This is a genomic window from Thermohahella caldifontis (genome assembly GCF_041153465.1).
GTDB lineage: Bacteria > Pseudomonadota > Gammaproteobacteria > Pseudomonadales > Oleiphilaceae > Thermohahella > Thermohahella caldifontis.
Window position 1 is genome coordinate 1,691,840 of record NZ_CP154858.1, and the last position, 20,476, is coordinate 1,712,315.

General features: G+C 61.7%; 17 protein-coding genes and 1 pseudogene. 3 read left to right on the forward strand and 15 right to left on the reverse strand.

From position 1 onward, the window contains the following. Window positions 1-74: 74 nt before the first annotated feature. The 4 genes from AAIA72_RS08280 to AAIA72_RS08295 form a co-directional block, all read right to left on the reverse strand. A complete protein-coding gene (locus AAIA72_RS08280) occupies window positions 75-2,249 on the reverse strand; it encodes a malate synthase G (protein ID WP_369602926.1) in 2,175 nt (724 codons plus the stop codon). A 226-nt stretch (window positions 2,250-2,475) separates the two neighbouring features. Next, window positions 2,476-4,341: a M48 family metallopeptidase gene (locus tag AAIA72_RS08285; protein ID WP_369602927.1), complete on the reverse strand. Its 1,866-nt coding sequence runs from the start codon at window positions 4,339-4,341 to the stop codon at window positions 2,476-2,478. A gap of 66 nt (window positions 4,342-4,407) precedes the next feature. Further along, on the reverse strand, window positions 4,408-5,085 hold the full coding sequence (locus AAIA72_RS08290; protein ID WP_369602928.1) for a fumarylacetoacetate hydrolase family protein: 678 nt from the start codon (window positions 5,083-5,085) through the stop codon (window positions 4,408-4,410). Between the two features lie 9 nt (window positions 5,086-5,094). Next, complete coding sequence (locus AAIA72_RS08295) at window positions 5,095-6,498, reverse strand: FAD-binding oxidoreductase (protein ID WP_369602929.1); 1,404 nt, start codon at window positions 6,496-6,498, stop codon at window positions 5,095-5,097. Between the two features lie 97 nt (window positions 6,499-6,595). Between AAIA72_RS08295 and serA the strand changes: the two genes are divergently transcribed. Next, entirely contained in the window at window positions 6,596-7,825 is a 1,230-nt protein-coding gene (serA, locus tag AAIA72_RS08300) for a phosphoglycerate dehydrogenase (protein WP_369602930.1), read from the forward strand. Between the two features lie 84 nt (window positions 7,826-7,909). Here the strand turns inward: serA and AAIA72_RS08305 are convergent, their stop codons facing one another. The 6 genes from AAIA72_RS08305 to tkt form a co-directional block, all read right to left on the reverse strand. Next, the gene (locus AAIA72_RS08305; RefSeq protein ID WP_369602931.1) at window positions 7,910-8,578 is read right to left on the reverse strand and encodes an OmpA family protein; all 669 of its coding nucleotides are present in this window, start codon (window positions 8,576-8,578) and stop codon (window positions 7,910-7,912) included. A 195-nt stretch (window positions 8,579-8,773) separates the two neighbouring features. Beyond that, window positions 8,774-9,655: an alpha/beta hydrolase gene (locus tag AAIA72_RS08310; protein WP_369602932.1), complete on the reverse strand. Its 882-nt coding sequence runs from the start codon at window positions 9,653-9,655 to the stop codon at window positions 8,774-8,776. Beyond that, window positions 9,652-10,716: a class II fructose-bisphosphate aldolase gene (gene fba / locus AAIA72_RS08315; RefSeq protein WP_369602933.1), complete on the reverse strand. Its 1,065-nt coding sequence runs from the start codon at window positions 10,714-10,716 to the stop codon at window positions 9,652-9,654. Before fba ends, AAIA72_RS08310 begins: the two co-directional genes overlap by 4 nt. A gap of 33 nt (window positions 10,717-10,749) precedes the next feature. Beyond that, on the reverse strand, window positions 10,750-11,913 hold the full coding sequence (locus tag AAIA72_RS08320; protein WP_369602934.1) for a phosphoglycerate kinase: 1,164 nt from the start codon (window positions 11,911-11,913) through the stop codon (window positions 10,750-10,752). Window positions 11,914-11,927: 14 nt separating this feature from the next. After that, on the reverse strand, window positions 11,928-12,974 hold the full coding sequence (gap, locus tag AAIA72_RS08325) for a type I glyceraldehyde-3-phosphate dehydrogenase (protein ID WP_369602935.1): 1,047 nt from the start codon (window positions 12,972-12,974) through the stop codon (window positions 11,928-11,930). Between the two features lies 1 nt (window position 12,975). Then, entirely contained in the window at window positions 12,976-14,985 is a 2,010-nt protein-coding gene (gene tkt / locus AAIA72_RS08330) for a transketolase (RefSeq protein ID WP_369602936.1), read from the reverse strand. A 270-nt stretch (window positions 14,986-15,255) separates the two neighbouring features. On the opposite strand from tkt, the gene AAIA72_RS08335 reads away from it, so the two are divergent. Together AAIA72_RS08335 and AAIA72_RS08340 are read left to right on the forward strand one after the other, a co-directional pair. After that, window positions 15,256-15,549, forward strand: a complete 294-nt coding sequence (locus AAIA72_RS08335) for a metal-sulfur cluster assembly factor (protein WP_369602937.1) — start codon at window positions 15,256-15,258, stop codon at window positions 15,547-15,549. Beyond that, a complete protein-coding gene (locus AAIA72_RS08340; protein ID WP_369602938.1) occupies window positions 15,539-16,603 on the forward strand; it encodes a hypothetical protein in 1,065 nt (354 codons plus the stop codon). The genes AAIA72_RS08335 and AAIA72_RS08340 overlap by 11 nt, the downstream gene beginning before the upstream one ends. An 18-nt stretch (window positions 16,604-16,621) precedes the next feature. On the opposite strand, the gene AAIA72_RS08345 is transcribed toward AAIA72_RS08340, so the two are convergent. The 5 genes and pseudogenes from AAIA72_RS08345 to oppB form a co-directional block, all read right to left on the reverse strand. Next, on the reverse strand, window positions 16,622-17,095 hold the full coding sequence (locus AAIA72_RS08345) for an oligopeptide/dipeptide ABC transporter ATP-binding protein (RefSeq protein WP_369602939.1): 474 nt from the start codon (window positions 17,093-17,095) through the stop codon (window positions 16,622-16,624). Beyond that, window positions 17,092-17,607, reverse strand: coding sequence for an ATP-binding cassette domain-containing protein (locus tag AAIA72_RS08350; RefSeq protein WP_369602940.1), 516 nt, complete (start codon window positions 17,605-17,607; stop codon window positions 17,092-17,094). Before AAIA72_RS08350 ends, AAIA72_RS08345 begins: the two co-directional genes overlap by 4 nt. Beyond that, window positions 17,607-18,575, reverse strand: a complete 969-nt coding sequence (locus tag AAIA72_RS08355) for an ABC transporter ATP-binding protein (protein WP_369602941.1) — start codon at window positions 18,573-18,575, stop codon at window positions 17,607-17,609. Before AAIA72_RS08355 ends, AAIA72_RS08350 begins: the two co-directional genes overlap by 1 nt. Window positions 18,576-18,579: 4 nt before the next feature. Further along, on the reverse strand, window positions 18,580-19,488 hold the full coding sequence (gene oppC, locus AAIA72_RS08360) for an oligopeptide ABC transporter permease OppC (protein WP_369602942.1): 909 nt from the start codon (window positions 19,486-19,488) through the stop codon (window positions 18,580-18,582). After that, window positions 19,481-20,406: pseudogene (gene oppB / locus AAIA72_RS08365) on the reverse strand (oligopeptide ABC transporter permease OppB). Before oppB ends, oppC begins: the two are co-directional and overlap by 8 nt. Between the last annotated feature and the right edge of the window lie 70 nt (window positions 20,407-20,476).

Genomic DNA, 20,476 nt, shown 5'->3' on the forward strand with positions numbered 1-20,476 from the left:
TGCCACGGTCATCTTCGGGATCCCGGAGGTCGCCATCATGCTTCCCCCGGAGTATGGCTTGCTTGCTCAGCGCTTCATCCGCCGAACTTTGCCTTGGCTTCCTTGCGGCGGGCATGCAGAACCGGCTCGGTGTAACCGTTCGGCTGCTCGCGGCCCTTGAACACCAGATCACAGGCGGCCTGGAAGGCCACGCTGTCATCAAAGTCGGGGGCCATGGGACGATAGTTGGGATCGCCGGCATTCTGACGGTCCACCACCGCAGCCATGCGCTTCATGGTCTCCATGACCTGTTCCGGCGTACAGATACCGTGGTGCAGCCAGTTGGCGATGTGCTGGCTGGAAATCCGCAGTGTCGCGCGGTCTTCCATCAGGCCCACATCGTTGATATCCGGCACCTTGGAGCAGCCGACGCCCTGGTCGATCCAGCGCACGACATATCCCAGAATGCCCTGAGCATTGTTGTCCAGCTCCTGCTGGATCTCCTCGCTGGAGAGTTCCGTCTTCAGCAGCGGAAGGGTGAGGATGTCGTCCAGGCTCGCGCGCTCGCGCTTGCTCAGCTCTTCCTGACGCGCGGCCACATTCACCTTGTGATAGTGAATGGCATGGAGTGTCGCGGCCGTGGGTGACGGTACCCAGGCACAGTTGGCGCCAGCCAGCGGATGGGCAATCTTGGTTTCCATCATCAGGGCCATCTTGTCCGGGATCGGCCACATGCCCTTGCCGATCTGCGCCTTGCCACGCAGGCCACAGGCCAGACCGATATCCACGTTCCAGTCCTCGTAGGCCTTGATCCAGGGCTCTTCCTTCATGGCACCCTTGCGCACCATGGGGCCGGCTTCCATGCTGGTATGGATTTCGTCACCGGTACGGTCCAGGAAGCCGGTGTTGATAAAGACCACACGGTCCCTGGCCACACGGATACATTCCTTGAGGTTGACCGTGGTGCGGCGCTCCTCGTCCATGATGCCCACCTTGATGGTGTTGCGCGGCAGATCCAGCGCATCTTCCACCCGGGCAAACAGGTCGCAGGTGAACTGAACTTCTTCCGGACCATGCATCTTGGGCTTCACGATGTAGATGCTGCCCTTGCGGCTGTTGCGATACTTGCCGTTGCCGAGCAGGTCATGCTTGGAGATGAGAACCGTGACCATGGCATCCAGGATTCCCTCGGGGATTTCCTCGCCGCTTTCGGTCAGGACGGCATCAATGGTCATCAGGTGGCCCACATTGCGGACAAACAGCAGGCTGCGACCGGGCAGCGTCAGGGTGGAGCCGTCCGGCGCGGTATAGGTGCGGTCTTCGCGCAGCGTACGGGTCAGCGTCTTGCCACCCTTTTCGAAGGTCTCGGACAGATCGCCGCGAATCAGCCCCAGCCAGTTGCGATACACCACCACCTTGTCTTCCGCGTCAACCGCCGCCACGGAGTCTTCGCAGTCCTGAATGGTGGTGATGGCGGATTCCATCAGGATGTCCTTGACGCCCGCAGGGTCATCCTTGCCGACCGGGTGCTTGCGGTCAAACTGGATTTCAGCGTGCAGATTATTGTTGCGCAGCAGGACAGCCACCGGGTCTGCCGGATCGCCATTGTAACCGACAAACTTTTCAGGCTGTGCCAGGCCGGTCTTTTCACCGTTTTTCAGGGTCACGATCAGGGTGCCGTTCACCACGGCATAGCCGACCGAATCCTTGTGAGAGCCCTGGGCAAGCGGCGCAATCTCATCCAGCAGATTGCGGGCGTATTCGATCACGCGGGCACCGCGAACCGGATTATACCCCTGCCCCTTCTCCGCACCGTTGTCTTCGGGGATCACGTCCGTGCCATACAGCGCATCGTAAAGGCTGCCCCAGCGTGCATTGGCAGCGTTGAGGGCGTAACGGGCATTCATGACCGGCACGACCAGCTGAGGGCCGGCGATGGTGGCCACTTCGTCATCCACATTTTCGACCGTGATCTGGAAATCGTCCCCTTCGGGCAACAGATAACCGATTTCCTCCAGGAACGCCTTGTATTCTTCGTGATTGTGCGGCTGACCCTTGCGCTCGAGGTGCCAGGCATCAATTTTTGCCTGCAGCGCGTCCCGCTTGGCAAGCAGTTCCTTGTTGCGCGGACCCAGGTCACGCACAATCGCGCCGAGCGCCGTCCAGAACTGATCCGGCTCGATACCGGTGCCAGGCGCCACTTCCCGTGCAATCAGATCGTACAGTACTTTGGCAACCTGCAGGCCGCCGATTTGGACTCTCTCTGTCATGTTTTGCCTCAACACTCGCTTTATTGTCTAACCGTGTGAGCGCTGCCTTGCGCGTCCCCATACCCAAGGCATCCTCGCTCAAGGGAGCCACATTGTACGCGAAAACCGAAACGAGGTCATGTCTGTCGTGCAGCCTCCCCTGCCCCCGCCCCAAGTGATCGTGCTCATGACTGTCGTCAGGATACCCTGAAACCGACCGGGAACCGGGGCATGCGGATGAAGCCGCTCACTTCAGCGGCACTCCCTGGTCAATCACAGCCCGACACAGTGGCTTGACCAGCTGGGCCGGCTTCATGTCCTCGCTCAGCACGTGCAGACGGCAGGACAGCGGGATTGCCTGCGCGATCTGTGCGGCCAGTTCCTCTGTTTCCACAAAGCCGTTTCGTGGGCGAACCACCAGCAGGTAACACGGCACCTGCCCGAATTCAGGCAGAATGCGCCGGGCGATCCAGAGCTGGCGGGCATCCGGCAGGCGGGCGGCGAAGGACCGTATCTCTTCGAGGGCGCCCGGGGGCAGGTCAGGCACCACAATGGTATCGGAAGGCTGCAGATTTTCGAAGGCGGCTTCCAGAGCCACGGCGCGCTCACTGGCCGCCTGCCACTGACCCTCCCACCACTGTTGTTCCGGGTGAATGTGATCCAACCCCTTCAGATAGAAAACCACCCAGTAACAGGCCTCCGTGGCCCGCTCCACATCTTCCAGAAGCGTTCTGGCGGTCTGCAGACAGGCCGGTTCGTTGTCCCGGGCCTGCAGACGGGTGAGGCGCAGACGATTGTCCGCATCCGACGGGTCATGCCTGTAAAGCACCTCGCTCACCCGGCGTACCGCATCGTCCTGACAGAGGGCCTCCAGATGAGGCACTGCTTCGCGCAGTTCCTGCACGCTCAGTTCGTGCCAGCGGCGCCCGCGAAGCAGTGCATGCAGCGCCTCGCGCGCCTGCTTTCCTGCTTCGTGCGCGGCCGTCCAGCGATCCTGTACCGCGTCCCACCAGAGACGGTCAAAGTGGCTGACAATCTCATTCAGGCAGGGTGACAGCCAGGCTTCGGCTGCTGTCCGGTCTGCCAGGACAAACCCGGGGGGTTGTCCCAGATGCTTCAGCCGGTCCGCCAGGCAGGGGTGCGTGTCCAGCACGTCCGTTTCATTGTGCAGGGCCTGATTGAGCAGGCGCCGGAATACGGGCCCGGGCAGCGTTTCCGAGCGCCAGAAGGTACTCAGGCCGGCCCATGCCCCCATTTTGGGCCGGGATGCCCTCACGGCCTGGCGACCGAAGCGCTCCCAATAGTATTCCCTGAGATAGGGCTCAAGTACATTCACGACTGTCAGCGCACTGGCCGCATCCCCGGGCGTGGTCAGCCGGGCACTGACGCTGTCAGCCTTGTATTCTTCCCGCTGTGCTGCGGCATGAGTGATCGCCTGGAGCCGGGGAACGTAATTTTCGAGCGCCTTGCGGATCGGGGCCGTGGACCAGCCTTGCTGGCGGTCAAAGTAATCGTAAAGACGGGACCAGGTTCTGCGCAGCCAGTACACACGCCGGTCCAGTGACCAGTTGCGGCGCGTCAAATGACCGAGCTCGTGTGCCAGAACACTGCGAGCCTGGGCTTCACTGGTACTCATGAGCAGTTCCAGGCCCAGGGAAAGCGTGACCCGGGGTGGACCAAACCAGCCAAAGCGTGGCTCGACAGCGATAAAGGCATTGAAATCCGGGATCAGCAACACCTGGTTGACACGAGGGGTATCCAACTGCTGCTGAAGCCCATCCAGAGTCTCGAACAGGGCCGGCGCCGATGCGCGGGAAAGGGGGTAGCCCTCCGGCGGCGGATAGCGGACAAACAGTGACCGAATCACCGCCCAGAGCACGGGAATCAGAAGAAATCCCACCTTGAGCTTGAACAGCAGAACAAGCAGCAGCGGGCTCACCAGCGCCATCAGGGTCACCCCGCCCAGCAGTCCCAGCCCGAGCACCATCAGCACGCCGATCAGCAGGTAGCCTTCCCGCACCACCTTGCGCACGGCGCGCTCATAGGCCTCCGGGTTGACCCGGGCCATGGCCCGGTAGCGGGTCACCATGCGGTTGAACGTGTCCCTGTCCATACATCCTCCTGTGGCGGTACTGCGTCGGCGGGCACCGGATCAGTTTAGCCCGCCCGCACCGGATGCTCAGCGTACACTGGCGCAAACCGTGACCCAGTTCTCCAGAACCAGCTCAATCTGATCACCGGATACCAGCGGCCCCACCCCGGCCGGTGTACCGGTCAGCACCACATCTCCGGGATACAGGGTGAAGTAACGGGACATGTCGGCCAGCAGGGTGGCAATGGGAAAGATCATGTGTGCACTGGAACCGGCCTGCCTGATCTCGCCATTGACGGCCATGCGGATATGCAGGTCGCCCAGATCCGCTTCACGCCCGGCCATCGGCACGAAGGGGCCCAGCGGACACAGTCCGTCCATGCCCTTGGCGCGCTCCCAGGGATGTCCCTTCGCCTTCAGCTCACCCTGCACGTCACGCAGGGTGAGATCCAGTCCCACGCCCAATGCGGCGATGGCCATCACGGCCTCCTCTTCCGAGGCGGCAGTGAGCGTATCGCCCACCAGGATGGCGATCTCCGCTTCGTGATGGACACTGCCCAGTCCTTCGGGCAGCCGGATGCCCTCCTCCATCGCCGTAACCGATGAGGCGGGCTTGATGAAGTAGATCGGCGCATCCGGCACCGCGTTGCCCAGCTCACGGGCGTGTTCGGCATAATTGCGTCCGACGCAGACCACCTTGCTGACGGGGGCGTCGAACCGTTCGCCTGAAATCAGGCGGGCAACCGGGAGATGATCCGTTCGCATACGGTGTCCTCAGAGATCGATCAGCTTGCCGGGATTCATGATGCCGTTGGGATCAAACACCCGCTTGATGGCCTTCATGTACTCGATTTCCTCCGCGCTGCGGCTGTAACCGATGTAGTCCTTCTTCAGAAGGCCCACACCGTGCTCGGCGGACACGGACCCGTTGTGCCGGGCCACGATTTCGAACACCCAGGTATTGACCTGTTCACACCGCCTGAAGAACTCCTCCTTGGGCAGATCCCCGGGCTTGAGGATGTTCAGGTGCAGGTTGCCATCCCCGATGTGACCGAACCAGACAATCTCGAAGTCCGGATAATGACGGCTGACCACTTCGTCGATTTCCTCGAGGAAGTCCGGTACGCGTGAGGGCACCACGGAAATGTCGTTCTTGTAGGGTGTATGCCGGGCGATGGTTTCGGAAATGTCCTCCCGCAGCCGCCACAGGTTGCGCGCCTGGGTTTCGTTCTGGCTGATGACGCCATCCAGCACCCAGCCCTCTTCCACGGCCTTTTCGAACAGGCTCATGGCATCGTTGAGCACGTCTTCGGTGGTGGCCTCGAACTCCAGCAGCGCATAGAAGGGCGCTTCGCCCTCAAAGGGTGCCGGGACTTCTCCCCGTGCCAGCACGTGCCGCAGCGCCTTGTGGGAGAAAAACTCGAACGCGGTCAGATCTATGTTTGCGCTGAACAGCTGCAACACGTCCATGATATGACGGAAGTGGGTGAGGCCCAGTACCAGCACGGTGAGATTGCGCGGCGGACGCGTCAGCTTCATGGTCGCCCGGGTGATGAAGCCCAGTGTCCCTTCGGCACCAATGAACAGATGGCGCAGGTCATAACCGGTGGCGTTCTTGACCAGATCCCGGTTCAGATGCAGGACGTCACCCTTGCCCGTGACCACTTCCAGGCCCGCGACCCAGTCCCGTGTCATGCCGTAGCGGATCACCTTGATGCCGCCCGCGTTGGTGGAGAGGTTGCCGCCGATCTGACTGGAACCGGCCGAGGCGAAGTCCACCGGGTAGAACAGCCCCTTTTCTTCCGCGAAATTCTGCAGCTGCTCGGTGACCACGCCCGCCTGACAGACCACCGTCCGGTCCACCGGGTTGAAGTCCTCGATCTGGTTCATGTAGTCGAAGGCCACCACAATCTCGCCGTTGGTGGCCACTGCGCCACCGCTGAGGCCGGTCCGGCCGCCGGACGGTACCAGTCCGATCCGGGCCTCGTTGGCCAGCCGGACAATGGCCTGCACCTGATCGGTGGTCCTGGGAAAGGCGATGGCCAGCGGACGGGGCATGTGCTTTCGGGTCCAGTCCTTGCCGTAGGTTTCCAGGGCTTCTGCGTCGGTGCGCAGCTTGCCGGGTTCGAGAATCTGTTCCAGTTGCGAGAGTATGCGTGCTGCAGCCGCGTCTGTCATGATGTTCAATCCGTCTTGAGACTTTTTCAGGTTGAATGTCGGACGATTATGGTATCATACGCGGCCTTGAGAGTAGACACAGACAGGGCTGGAGAGCATGGGCAAAACGTCACTGGACAAGAGCAAGATCCGTTTTCTGTTGTTGGAAGGGGTGCATCAGAACGCCATCAAGACACTGGAAGCGGCCGGCTATACCAACATCGAGTATCACAAGAAATCACTTCCGGAAGATGAGCTGAAAAAGAAGATTGCGGACGCCCACTTCATCGGCATCCGCTCGCGCACGCAGCTCACCCGTGAAGTGCTGGATCATGCAGACAAGCTGATCGGCATCGGCTGCTTCTGCATCGGCACCAATCAGGTGGATCTGCAGGCAGCCACGGAAAAGGGCATTGCCGTATTCAATGCGCCCTACTCCAACACCCGCTCCGTTGCCGAGCTGGTGCTGGCCGAGATGATCCTGCTGATGCGCGGCATTCCCGCCCGCAACGCCAAGGCACATCGCGGCATCTGGGACAAGTCCGCCACGGACAGCTATGAAATCCGCGGCAAGAAGCTGGGCATCATCGGCTACGGCAGCATCGGCACCCAATTGAGCGTGCTGGCTGAAGGCCTGGGCATGGAAGTGTATTTCTATGACATCGTCAGCAAGCTGCCGCTTGGCAATGCGAAACAGGTGGACAACCTGCCGGAGCTGCTGGGCATGTGCGACATCATTTCCCTGCATGTACCGGAAACCCCCGCTACCAAAAACATGTTTGGTGCGGAGGAACTGGCCCAGATGAAGAACAAGAGCGTACTCATCAACGCCTCCCGGGGCACGGTCGTCGATATCGATGCACTGGTCGAGACCCTCAGAAGCGGCAAGCTGCTTGGTGCGGCCATCGACGTGTTCCCGGTTGAACCGCGCTCCAACGACGAAGAGTTCGTTTCACCGCTGCGCGAGTTCGACAACGTGATTCTGACGCCCCACATCGGCGGCAGCACGCAGGAAGCACAGGCCAACATCGGCATTGAAGTGGCGGAAAAACTGGTGCGTTACAGCGATACCGGTGCCACCGTATCGTCCGTCAACTTCCCGGAAGTGGCGCTGCCGGAGCATCCGGACTACCATCGCCTGCTGCACGTACACGAAAACATTCCGGGCGTGCTGTCCGAGATCAACCGCATCTTCTCGGAGAATGGCATCAATATCTGCGGTCAGTATCTGCAGACCAACGAGAAAGTGGGTTACGTGGTCATTGATGTCAACAAGGAATACAGCGACCTGGCACTGCAGAAACTGCGGGCGGTCAAGGGTACCATTCGCTGCCGCGTCCTGTTCTGACAGCAGCGCGGACAGCGACAGACCGGAAGGCAGACCCCGCGGGTCTGCCTTTTTCATGTGCCCGGGGCCGTACCCGGAGGCGGCTCAGTACTGCGCATTCTCCAGCGGCATGAGCTTGAGTTCCACCCGGCGGTTCTGCGCCCGGCCTTCCGGTGTATCGTTGCTGGCCACGGGATAGCGCGGGCCATAGCCGACGGCATGGATACGCGACGCCGGAATGCCCTGCCCGATGAGATAGCGCTTGACGCTGTTGGCCCGGTCCTCGCTGAGCTTCTGGTTCAGTGCCAGAGAGCCCGTGGAGTCCGTGTGACCGGCCACTTCTATGGCCGTTTTCTTGTACTCCTTGAGCACCAGGGCCACGGAGTTCAGCACATCAAAGAACTCGGCCCTGATCTCACTGCGCCCTGTATCGAAGGTGATATTACCGGGCATGACCAGGATGATCTCGTTGCCGTCACGCACGACACGTACGCCGGTGCCTTCGAGCTGGTGCCGCAACCGCGCTTCCTGCTGATCCATGTAGTAGCCCACGCCGCCGCCGATCGCACCGCCTGCGGCCGCACCGATCAGGGCCCCCTTGCCACGATCCTTCTTGCTGGAGGTGGCGGCACCGATAATGGCCCCGGTCACGGCGCCAATCACTGCACCGGAAGTGGCATTGGCGGTTTTCTTTTCACCGGTATAGGGGTCATAGGTGGCGCAGCCGGCCGTCATCGCCGTCACCAGCGCGAGGCTGACCAGTTTTGTTCTCATGCTTCCGTCTCCTTGCATCTCTGATACCGTCACAGTCTGCCCATCTGAACTGAACAGACACTGAATGTCATCTTGGGCAACCGGCGCCCGGGGTTCAAGTGGGAATGCGTAACTGTTTGCGAATCAGGGCCCAGACGCGCTCCCGGTAAGCCGGACTTTCGTTGACCACCTGATGACGCATTCCGGGCACGAGAATCACACGGGCACCCGGAAACAGGCGCTGGTACTGGGGCAGATTGTGCTGCCAGTCCACCGTGCCATCCTCGTCCCCCTGGATAATCGCCAGAGGTACACCCTGTACCGGGGGGCGTGCTCCACCCGCCTGACCCACCGCTCCAGGGCGCCGACCCAGCGCACGGACAGCACCCGGGGTTGGAGAGGGTCCTGCGTCTGCAGAAAGCGAATGAAGTCCGGATCATGGCTGTTGACCGAGAACTCCCGCTTCCAGATCCGCCGGAAGGGTGAAATCAGCCGGTACATGATGCGCGCCTTGCGGTAACGGGTCGGCCGCAACAACGGCGCCAGAAAGATGTAACGGGGCAGTCTGCGCCAGGCCTCATCGGCCCGGTGCGCGAGGATGTATTCCGTCAGTGCGGCACAACCCGTGCTCTGACCCACTGCGCCCTGCCACGGCGGCAGATCGTCGCCCTGGGCATCCAGCACCGCATCCAGCACCCCCTGATAGGTCCGGAAACTCTCGATGGCCACCAGTTCACCCGAAGACAGACCGTGCCCGGGCTGATCCCAGGTCACCACGGCATAGCCCTCTTCCACCAGAAAACGGATGAGGTGCCGATAGAGCCCCACGTGATCGAAATAGCCATGAACCACCAGCACCGTGCCCCGCGCGCCGGGCGGCACATAGCGATGGACGACGACCCGGTAGCCGCAGGCATTCAGTGTGCCGATCCGCTGGCTGACGTCACCGCCGAACCAGAGTCCGTAGTAGTCCAGATAGCGAATGACAGGCGTGGGGGAGGACGCCGCATCCAGATCGGTTGCAGCGTCCCAGGATGACAGGCTGGCAATCACCTCATGGCGTTGCCAGCCGATGTCTGCAGGTGCGGGAACCCTCAATTGACCTTCGGATCCAGTTCACCGGACTCGTAGCGCTGGTACATCTTTTCCAGCGACACGGGCTTGATCTTGCTGGCCTGACCGGCCGTACCAAACGCCTCGTACCGTGCCACGCAGATGGCCTTCATGGCTGCCACGGATTCCTTGAGGTACTTGCGCGGATCAAATTCGGACGGATTCTTCGCCAGGAAGCGGCGAATCGCACCGGTGGAGGCCAGACGCAGGTCGGTGTCGATATTGACCTTGCGCACACCATGCTTGATGCCTTCGCAGATCTCTTCCACCGGCACACCGTAGGTTTCCGGAATCTCGCCACCGAATTCGTTGATGACCGCCAGCCACTCCTGAGGCACGGATGAAGAGCCGTGCATGACCAGGTGTGTGTCCGGAATCCGGGCATGGATCTCCTTGATGCGCTCGATGGCCAGGATATCCCCCGTGGGCGGACGGGTGAACTTGTAGGCGCCGTGACTGGTTCCGATGGCAATGGCCAGTGCGTCCACACCGGTGGCCTTGACGAACTCGGCGGCTTCGTCCGGATCGGTCAGCAGCTGATCGTGGCTGAGCTTCCCGGATGCCCCGACACCATCTTCCTCGCCCGCTTCGCCGGTTTCCAGCGAACCCAGGCAACCCAGCTCGCCTTCCACGGACACGCCGCAGGCATGGGCCATTTCCACAACCTTGCGGGTGACTTCCACGTTGTACTCGTAGCTGGCCGGGGTCTTGCCGTCTTCACGCAGGGAACCGTCCATCATCACGGATGAAAAGCCGAGCTGGATGGAACGCTGGCAGACTGCCGGTGAAGTGCCGTGGTCCTGGTGCATGACCACGGGAATGTGCGGGAATTCCTCAATGGCAGCGAGGATGAGGTGCCGCAGGAAGGGCGCACCTGCGTACTTGCGCGCACCGGCAGACGCCTGGACGATGACCGGGCTGTCCGTCTCGCTGGCGGCTTCCATGATGGCGCGCATCTGCTCGAGGTTGTTGACGTTGAACGCCGGCACACCGTAACCATGCTCGGCGGCATGATCCAGCAATTGGCGAAGTGAGATCAGTGCCATGTATGTATCTCCTTGGTCAGTCAGGTAACGGGTTTATTCGCTGCGCGCCTGGAGCGCCGCAACGGCCGGCAGTGTCTTGCCTTCCACAAATTCCAGGAATGCACCGCCACCGGTAGAGATATAGGAAATCTTGTCCTTCACGCCATACTTGTCAATGGCTGCCAGCGTATCACCTCCGCCGGCAATGGAGAAGGCATCTGATTCGGCAATGGCCCTGGCCAGTGCTTCCGTACCCTTGCCGAACTGGTCAAATTCGAACACACCGACCGGTCCATTCCAGAGAATGGTGCGGGCCGACTTGAGCAGCTGGCTGAGAACACGGGCCGTTTCAGGGCCGATGTCCAGGATCATGTCGTCATCAGCCACCTTCCCTACGGGCTTGACCGTGGCCGGTGCGTTCTCGCTGAATTCGGGGGCGACCACCACATCGACGGGCAGCGGCACGGACACTTTCTGCGCGATGGCCTTGGCCGTATCGATGAGGTCATGCTCGCAAAGGGACTTGCCCACGGGCTGCCCGGCTGCCGCCAGGAAGGTGTTGGCAATGCCGCCCCCGACGATAAGCTGATCGCACTTGTCCGCCAGGGCATTGAGCACATCCAGCTTGGTGGACACCTTGGAGCCGGCGACGATGGCCACCATGGGACGCTCCGGGTGCTCCAGCGCCTTGCCCAGCGCGTCCAGTTCGGCCGCCAGCAGGGGCCCTGCCACGGCGACCGGTGCCTTGAGAATGACACCGTGAGTGGATGCCTGGGCGCGGTGTGCGGTGCCGAAGGCATCCATGACAAAGACGTCACAGAGGCGGGCATAGCGCTCGGCCAGTGCTTCGTCATCCTTCTTTTCGCCCTTGTTGAAGCGTACGTTTTCGAGCAGGACCACGTCCCCTTCCGCCACTTCAGGAGCCTTGTCGAGATAATCCGCAATCAGCGGCACCGGGCGGCCCAGCAGGCCGGAGAGATATTCGGCCACGGGCTTGAGGGAAGCGGCCGGATCGAACTGGCCTTCTTCCGGCCGGCCCAGATGCGACATGACCATGACCCGGGCACCCTGCTCCATGGCATAACGGATGGTCGGCAGTGCCGCCTGGATCCGGGCATCGGAGGTGACCTTGCCGTCCTTGACCGGCACGTTGAGGTCCTCACGAATGAGGACACGTTTGCCTTTCAGGTCCACATCTTTAATCGTCTTGATTGTCATGGGAATTTCCTCGTTCATGATGTCTTGTCGTGAGCGTTGCAGCGGTCCAGCCAGGCCAGCGCCGTATCCAGCATCCGGTTGGCAAAGCCCCATTCGTTGTCAAACCAGACCATGAGCTTGACCATGTGACCGTCTACCACCTGTGTCTGAGTCAGATCCACGACCGCACTGCGCGGGTCATGATTGAAATCGCTTGATGTCAGGGGTTCTTCGGTCCACCCCAGCACGCCTTCCAGCAGCGGACCGGCCGTGGCTTCCCGGATGCGCCGATTGACGCCCTCCCGGGAGACGGGCCGGGTCAGCTGAACGGTCAGATCAATCATGGAGACATTGAGCGTGGGTACCCGCACCGCGTTGGCGGTGAAACGTCCGGCCAGTCCGGGCAGCAGCCGGTCGATCCCCCGTGCCAGCCCGGTGTCCACGGGAATGATGGACGCCATGGCACTGCGGTTGCGGCGCAGGTCCGGATGGTGATAGGTGTCAATGGCCGGCTGGTCGTTCATGGCCGCATGGATGGTGGTGAGCATGCCCCGCTCCACACCGAACGCTTCATGCAGAATGCGAATCACCGGCACGATGCAGTTGGTGGTGCATGACGCATTGGAGACAATCCGGTCCTCCGCGCCCAGCGTCTGGTGATTGACACCGAAGACAATGGTCTTGTCCACGTCCGGCGAGGCCGGCTCGGAATAGAGGACCCGCGGCGCACCGGCCCGCAGATGCCCCTCGGCCTGCTCACGACGGCTGAGTCGGCCGGTACATTCCATCACCAGATCCACGTTCAGCATTTTCCAGGGCAGCTTTTCCGGATTCGGCTGCTGCTGGATGGCAATACGGTCACCGTTGACCATGAGGCCCTGTTCGGCGACCGCAACCGTACCCGGGAAGCGGCCATGCGTGGTGTCGTACCGGGTCAGATAGGCGACAGTTTCCGGATCGGCCAGCTGATTGATGGCCACCACCTGCATGCGCTGACGGTAACCCCCTTCATACAGGGCGCGCAGCACACACTGGCCGATGCGCCCGTATCCGTTGATGGCTATCCGGTAGTCACTTCTCACGTTAGTCGTCCAGAGACTCCAGCAGTTCGCGTGCCTGGGCCACGACATTTTCCACCGTGAAGCCGAATTCCCGGAAGAGCTCGGCAGCCGGTGCAGACTCGCCAAAGGTGGTCATGCCGATCACGCGGCCATCCAGGCCCACATACTTGTACCAGTATTCGGCCCAGGCCGCCTCGATGGCAATGCGCGCCGGCACATCCAGGGGCAGCACGGCATTGCGGTACTCCGCCGGTTGCGCATCGAATACATCAGTGGACGGCATGGACACGACGCGGACGCGACGACCTTCCGTATTCAGCTCCGCGGTGGCCCTGACGGCCAGTTCCACTTCGGAGCCGGTGGCAATCAGGATCAGCTCGGGCGTGCCGTCACAGTCCACGAGCACGTAACCGCCCCGTGCAATCTGGTCCACCTGCTCGCTGCTGCGCGGCTGGCAGGGCAGATTCTGGCGGGTCAGGATCAGTGCGGTCGGGCCGTCCGCCCGGTTCAGTGCGGCCTGCCAGGCCACAGCCGTTTCCACCGTGTCACAGGGGCGCCAGGTGCTCATGTTCGGGGTCTGGCGCAGGTTGGCAATCTGTTCCACCGGCTGGTGCGTCGGGCCGTCCTCACCCAGGCCAATGGAGTCGTGCGTATACACATGGATGGCACGCTGCTTCATGAGCGCCGCCATGCGTACGGCATTGCGTGCATACTCCATGAACACGAGGAAGGTGGCGCCATAGGGAATGAAGCCGCCATGCAGGGCGATACCGTTCATGATGGCGGACATGCCGAACTCGCGCACGCCATAGTGGATATAGTTGCCGGACGCATCCTCGCGGGTCAGCGCCTTGCTGCCGGACCAGAGCGTCAGGTTGGAGCCGGCCAGGTCAGCGGAACCGCCCAGGAATTCGGGCAGGTGCGGGCCATAGGCATTGAGGGTGTTCTGGGAAGCCTTCCGGGTGGCGACATTTTCGGCCTTGTCCTGACAGGCGCGCACAAATTCGGCGGCCTTTTCGTTGAAGTCGGCCGGCAGTTCACCCCTGATGCGACGCTCGAACTCGGCCGCCAGTTCGGGCCATGCGGCACGATAGGCCTCGAACTGCTTCTGCCACTCCGCTTCGCGGGCCTGCCCGGTCTTGCGCGCATCCCAGGCGGCGTAGATGTCTTCCGGGATGACGAAGGGCGGATGGGGCCAGCCCAGTTGTTCGCGGACGCGCTGCACTTCGTCTTCACCCAGCGGCGCGCCATGACATTCTTCCTTGCCCTGCTTGTTGGGCGAACCGTAACCGATAATGGTCTTGCAGCAGATCAGGGTGGGCTGTTCCGTGTTGGCCTTGGCCGCCTCGATGGCCGCATCGATGGCATCGGGATTGTGCCCGTCCACATCGCAGATCACCTGCCAGCCATAGGCTTCAAACCGCTTCGGGGTGTCGTCCGTGAACCAGCCTTCCACTTCGCCGTCAATGGAGATGCCGTTGTCGTCATAGAAGCAGATCAGCTTGCCGAGTCCCAGCGTGCCGGCCAGAGAGCAGACTTCGTGGGAAATGCCCTCCATGAGGCAGCCATCCCCCAGGAAGACCCAGGTGTAGTGATCCACCAGATTGAATCCATCACGGTTGAACTGGGCTGCCAGAGCCTTTTCCGCAATCGCCATGCCCACTGCGTTGGCCACACCCTGACCCAGCGGACCGGTGGTGGTTTCCACACCCGGCGTATAACCGTACTCGGGATGCCCCGGTGTCTTCGAGTGCAGCTGACGGAAATTCTGAAGATCGTCAATGCTCAGATCGTAGCCGGTCAGGTGCAGCAGAGAGTACAGCAGCATGGAACCGTGACCGTTGGACAACACGAACCGGTCCCGGTTGGGCCACTTCGGATTGGTGGGGTTGTGACGCATGTGGTGACGCCAAAGCACTTCTGCAATATCTGCCATGCCCATGGGCGCTCCGGGATGGCCGGATTTGGCCTTCTGAACCGCGTCCATGCTGAGGACACGAATGGCATTGGCCAGGTCTTGACGAGTCGGCATCTGAGAGATCTCCCGCGCTGGATGTTTCGTTTCGGAGCGCGTATTGTCCAATATTCGGTCTGCCTGAGCAAATCGGGAAACTTACCCAATATTCTCTTTTAAAAACTGCCGAGATCAGTATACATCACCACCAATGTAGTAATTTGACGCACATCAATACCGCGTTCACCGCCTTCATTTCTGCGCAACCATTGGTTCAGCAGCCGGGAGCCGTTATCATCGCTTCACCGGCCCGTCCCGGGCTGACCCACGATTGCAGGAGCCGATCGGATGACAGACACCACACCACTGCTGCCGGATCCCGTAAGGGAGCGCCTGGCGGCCATAGAGGACCCCGAAATGGGCCTGTCCATTGTCGAGCTGGGCCTGGTCTATGGTTTTGAGGCAGAGGACGAGCGCGTGACCCTGACGATGACGCTCACCTCGCCCACCTGCCCCATGGGCGGACTGATCACGGATGCGGTTCACGATGCCCTGTCCGCACTGTACCCGGGCCGTCACATCGAGGTGAATGTGGTCTTTGATCCCCCCTGGACACCGGAGCGCATGGCCCATGATCTCTGAAAACCTGCCCGCCTGGGCAAGACGCGCGCCGGTGCTCGCCTGCGCCGTGCTGACCCTGATTGCCGGCCTGCTGGGCGGCTGGGTCCGTTTCGGCGGCCCCGTGGATATTCCGGCGCACTGGATGACCTGGCACGGAGCCTTGGTGGCCGGCCTCTTCTTCCCCACACTCATTGCACTCGAACGCGCCGTGGCCACCGGGCATGCAGCGCTCTGGGTTGCCGTGGGCATGCTCTGTGCGGCTGATCTGATGGCGGTGATCGGCGGGCAGATGCAGCCGGCACTGGGCACGGCGATGCTCGCCATGCTGCTGCTCCTGGCCGTTCACCTGCAACTGGTGTGGCGCTTCCGCGAGCTCCATCTCGTCATCATGGCGCTGGCCGCCCTGCTGGCCGGCAGCGGACACCTGCACGCCTATGCTGCCGGCCATCCCCTGGCGGGGCTGGCGGGCTGGGGCGGCTTTCTGGTACTGACGATCATGGCCGAGCGCATCGAGCTGAGCCGGGTGCGCCGTCCTGCCGCGCCTTCGCTCTGGCTGATGGGCGCCTTCTGTACCTTCATGGCAGCCGGACTGCTGACCGGTGCCCGGGATGGCTGGTCACAGATGACGGTCGTGCTCGGGGCTGCGGGGGCCTGGGGATGGCTGTGGCGCTGGGATCTGGCCCGCCTGACCTGGCGCAAACCGGGCCTGCCGGGCTATGTGGGCAAGAATGTACTGGCCGGTTACGCATGGCTGGCGGTGGCGCTGATCAGCGCACCCTACAACCGGGATCTGGCCATTCACGGTGTCATGCTCGGCTACGTCTTCACCATGGTGATGGGGCACGCGCCGGTCATCTTCCCGGCCATCCTGCGTCGTCGCCTGCGCTTCAGCCACGCTTTCTACATGCCGGCCGGACTGCTTCAGACGAGCCTGATCCTGCGCGCCGTGGCCGACCTGGGGAAACCCTCCCTGCTGCTGCCAAGCGCCACACTGTCGCTCATTGCCATCGTCCTGCTGTTCGTGACCACCCTGCGTCACCTGGGTCCGCAGCCGGTCCCGCCGCCCGGCGGCTGATCCGGCTCGCGGCAGACGTTACAGCTCCCGCCAGCGCAGACAGGCCACTTCATGGACGTCGCTCACCACGTCCAGATGCGGTCGCGTCTCCGCACAGCGCGGCTCCTCAAAGGGGCAGCGGGTACGGAACACGCAGCCCGTCGGCGGATTGATGGGGCTGGGCAGATCCCCCTCCAGCTCGATGATTTCCTTGTTGCGCTCCAGCTCCGGATCCGGGAGCGGGACGGCAGAAATGAGCGCCTTGGTGTAGGGATGCTTCGGATCGGCATAGATGCTGTCCTTGTCCGCCAGCTCCATGATGTGTCCGAGATAGAGCACCATCACCCGGTGGCTGATATGGCGCACCACGGACAGATCGTGACTGATGAAGATGAGGGACAGGTTGTACTCCTCCTGAAGCGCCATCAGCAGGTTGATGATCTGTGCCTGAATGGAGACATCCAGAGCGGACACCGGCTCGTCACAAACAATCAGGCGAGGCTTGAGAATCATGGCCCGGGCAATGCCGATGCGCTGACACTGCCCCCCGAGAACTCGTGGGGATAGCGGTTGATCATCTCCGGCATCAGCCCCACCCTGGCCATCATTTCCTTGACCTGCTCCCGGATCTTGTCCTTGCCCAGCTCCGGGTGGAAGGTTCGCAGGGGTTCGGCAATGATGTCGCCGATGGTCATGCGCGGGTTGAGGCTGGCCAGAGGATCCTGAAAGATGATCTGCAGGTTCTCCCGCTGGGCACGGAGCAGCGCCTTGTCCATGCGGGTCAGATCCTGGCCGTACCAGAGCACCTGACCTTCGGTGGGCGGAATCAACTGCAGGATGGCGCGACCCAGTGTGGACTTGCCGCAGCCGGACTCACCGACAATACCCAGCGTTTCGCCGGGCATGACATTGAACGACACGCCATCCACGGCCTTGAGCGTGACGGTCTTGCGACGCATCAGGCCGCCCTTGTCCACGGGAAAGTGCACCTTGAGGTCACGGACTTTGAGCAAGGGTTCCATCATCACAGCTCCTCGCGAAAGCAGGCACGGGCACGGTGTTCACCAACTTTTTCCAGCTCCGGTCGCTCCCGCCGGCAACGGTCGTCGGCGTAGGCACAGCGGGGGTTGAACGCGCAACCGAGAGGCAGGCGCTGGAGGTTGGGCGGCTGCCCCGGAATGGCGTAAAGACTGCTCTTGCCCGCCTCGTCAAGGCGCGGCATGGAAGCCAGCAGCCCCTTCGTGTAGGGGTGCCGGGGATCACGGAAGATCTCGTCAACCGGGCCGGTTTCCACCACACGACCGCCGTACATCACCAGCACCCGGTCACACAGACCGGCCACCACCCCCAGATCATGAGTGATCATGACAATGGAGGTATTGAACTCGGACTTGAGCTGGCGCATGAGCTTGAGAATCTGCGCCTGAATGGTGACATCCAGGGCCGTGGTCGGCTCGTCGGCAATCAGCAGTTCGGGCTGACACAGGAGCGCCATGGCAATCATCACGCGCTGGCGCATTCCGCCGGAAAATTCATGCGGATACATGTCGAAGCGCTTTTCCGCCTCGGGAATGCCGACCTTCTTCAGCATTTCGATGCTGCGAGCCCGGGCCGCCTCTTCGCTCATGCCCTGGTGTTCCACCAGCACCTCGGTCAGCTGACGGGAGACTTTCAGGAAGGGATTGAGGGAGGTCATGGGATCCTGAAAGATCATCGACATGCGCGAGCCACGGTAGCGGTTCAGGGCGTCTGCCGGCAGCCCGAGAATGTTCTTGCCGCCAAAGACCACGCGTCCGGTCGCCCGGCCATTCTCGGCCAGCAGCCCCATGATGGACAGGAAGACCTGTGTCTTGCCCGAACCGGACTCGCCGACGATGCCCAGACTTTCGCCGGGGTAAAGTTCAAAGCTGAGGTCATTGACCGCACGCACCTCGCCTTCGGGCGTGCTGAACCGGGTGTTGAGCTTTTCGACTTTCAGCAGGGGTTCGGTCATGCAATCACCTGTCTTTCGGGTCCAGCGCATCGCGCAGACCGTCTCCGATGAAGTTGAAACAGAACAGCGTGGTGGCCAGGAAAATGGCCGGGAAGATCAGCATCCAGGGTGCCGTCTCCATGAGGCGCGCCCCTTCGGAGATGAGCACGCCCCAGCTGGTCAGCGGCTCCTGAACACCCAGCCCGAGGAAGGACAGAAAGCTCTCGGTCAGAATCACCTGGGGAACGGTCAGGGTCACGTATACCACCACCGGACCGAGCACGTTGGGAATGATGTGCCGGAAGATGATGACCCGGTTCGGCACACCACAGGCATGGGCCGCCTCGATGAATTCCTTGCGGCGGACAGACAGCGTCTGGCCGCGCACGATACGCGCCATGGTCAGCCACTCCACGGCCCCCAACGCAATGAAGATCAGGAAGATGTTGCGCCCGAAGATCACCATCAGCAGGATGACGAAGAACATGAACGGCAGGGAATACATGACGTCCACGAAGCGCATCATGATGTTGTCGATGCGCCCGCCGAAGTAGCCGGCGATGGCACCGTAGGTGACGCCGATGATCAGGCTGACCAAGGTGGCCAGCACCCCTACCATCAGGGAAACCCGCGCCCCGTAGAGCACGCGGACAAACAGGTCACGCCCGTTGGAGTCCGTACCGAACCAGTGTGCGTGCTCGAAATCGGGCGGTACCTGAATCCGGTCCCAGTAGATTTCGTCATAGGGATGAGGACTGAGCCAGGGCGCCAGAATGGCCATCAGGGTGATGATGGCCAGAATGACCATGGACACCACCGCCGCCTTGTTCTGCATCAGGCGCCGCCAGGCATCATCCCAGAGACTGCGCCCCTTGATCTCACGCTCAGCCTGTTCCAGCAATGCCTCAAGCCTGTCTTGCTTCTTCTTAATCATGAACGCGCACCTTCGGGTCCAGCCAGCCATAGATGAGATCAACCACCAGGTTCAGGACGATGATCAGCACCGCATAGAAAATGACTGTCCCCATCACCACGGGGTAGTCCCGGTTCAGGGCGCCCTGAACGAAGTACCGGCCAATGCCGGGAATGTCGAAAATGGTTTCAATCACCACCGACCCCGTGACCACGGCTGCCGTGGCCGGCCCCAGGTAGGACACCACCGGCAGCATGGCACCCTTGACCGCATGACGGGCCAGAATCAGCCGCTCGCGAAGCCCCTTGGCATAGGCGGTGCGGATGTAGTTGCTGTGCAATACCTCGATCATGCTGCCACGGGTCAGCCGCGCAATGTAGGCGATCTGGGGCAGCGCGAGTGAAATGACAGGCAGAATCTTGTTGATCCACTGCCCTTCACCCCAGCCGGCCACGGGCAGCCAGGAGAGGTAAACACCAAAGATCAGCGTCAGGATGGGTGCCATGACGAAGTTGGGAATGGCAATTCCGGTCATGGCGATCCCCATCACCGAATAATCCACCCAGGAATTACGCTTGAGTGCAGCCCAGGTCCCCAGGGTGATGCCGATCACCAGCGCCAGCAGAATGGCCATGCCGCCGACCTGAAGGCTGGCCGGGAAGCCGCCCATGATCAGATCCGTCACGGTGAAATCCCGGAACTTGTAGGACGGCCCGAAATCCCCCTGAGCCACGTTGATCACGTAATCGAAGTACTGCTCGATCAGTGGCTTGTCGAGGTTGTAGGCCTTCTTGATGTTTTCCTCGATCTCCGGGGGAGCTGCCGCTCCTTGTCCCAGGGCCCGCCCGGGGCGGCACGCATCATGAAGAATGCGAGGGTGATGATCACCAGCAATGTTGGAATCGCGGTCAGCAACCGCCTCAGGAAATAACCTGCCATGACATACCACTCTCAGCTTTTCAAACAAGAAAACGGGCGGGCCGGAGCCCGCCCGCCTGATATGCCGTGA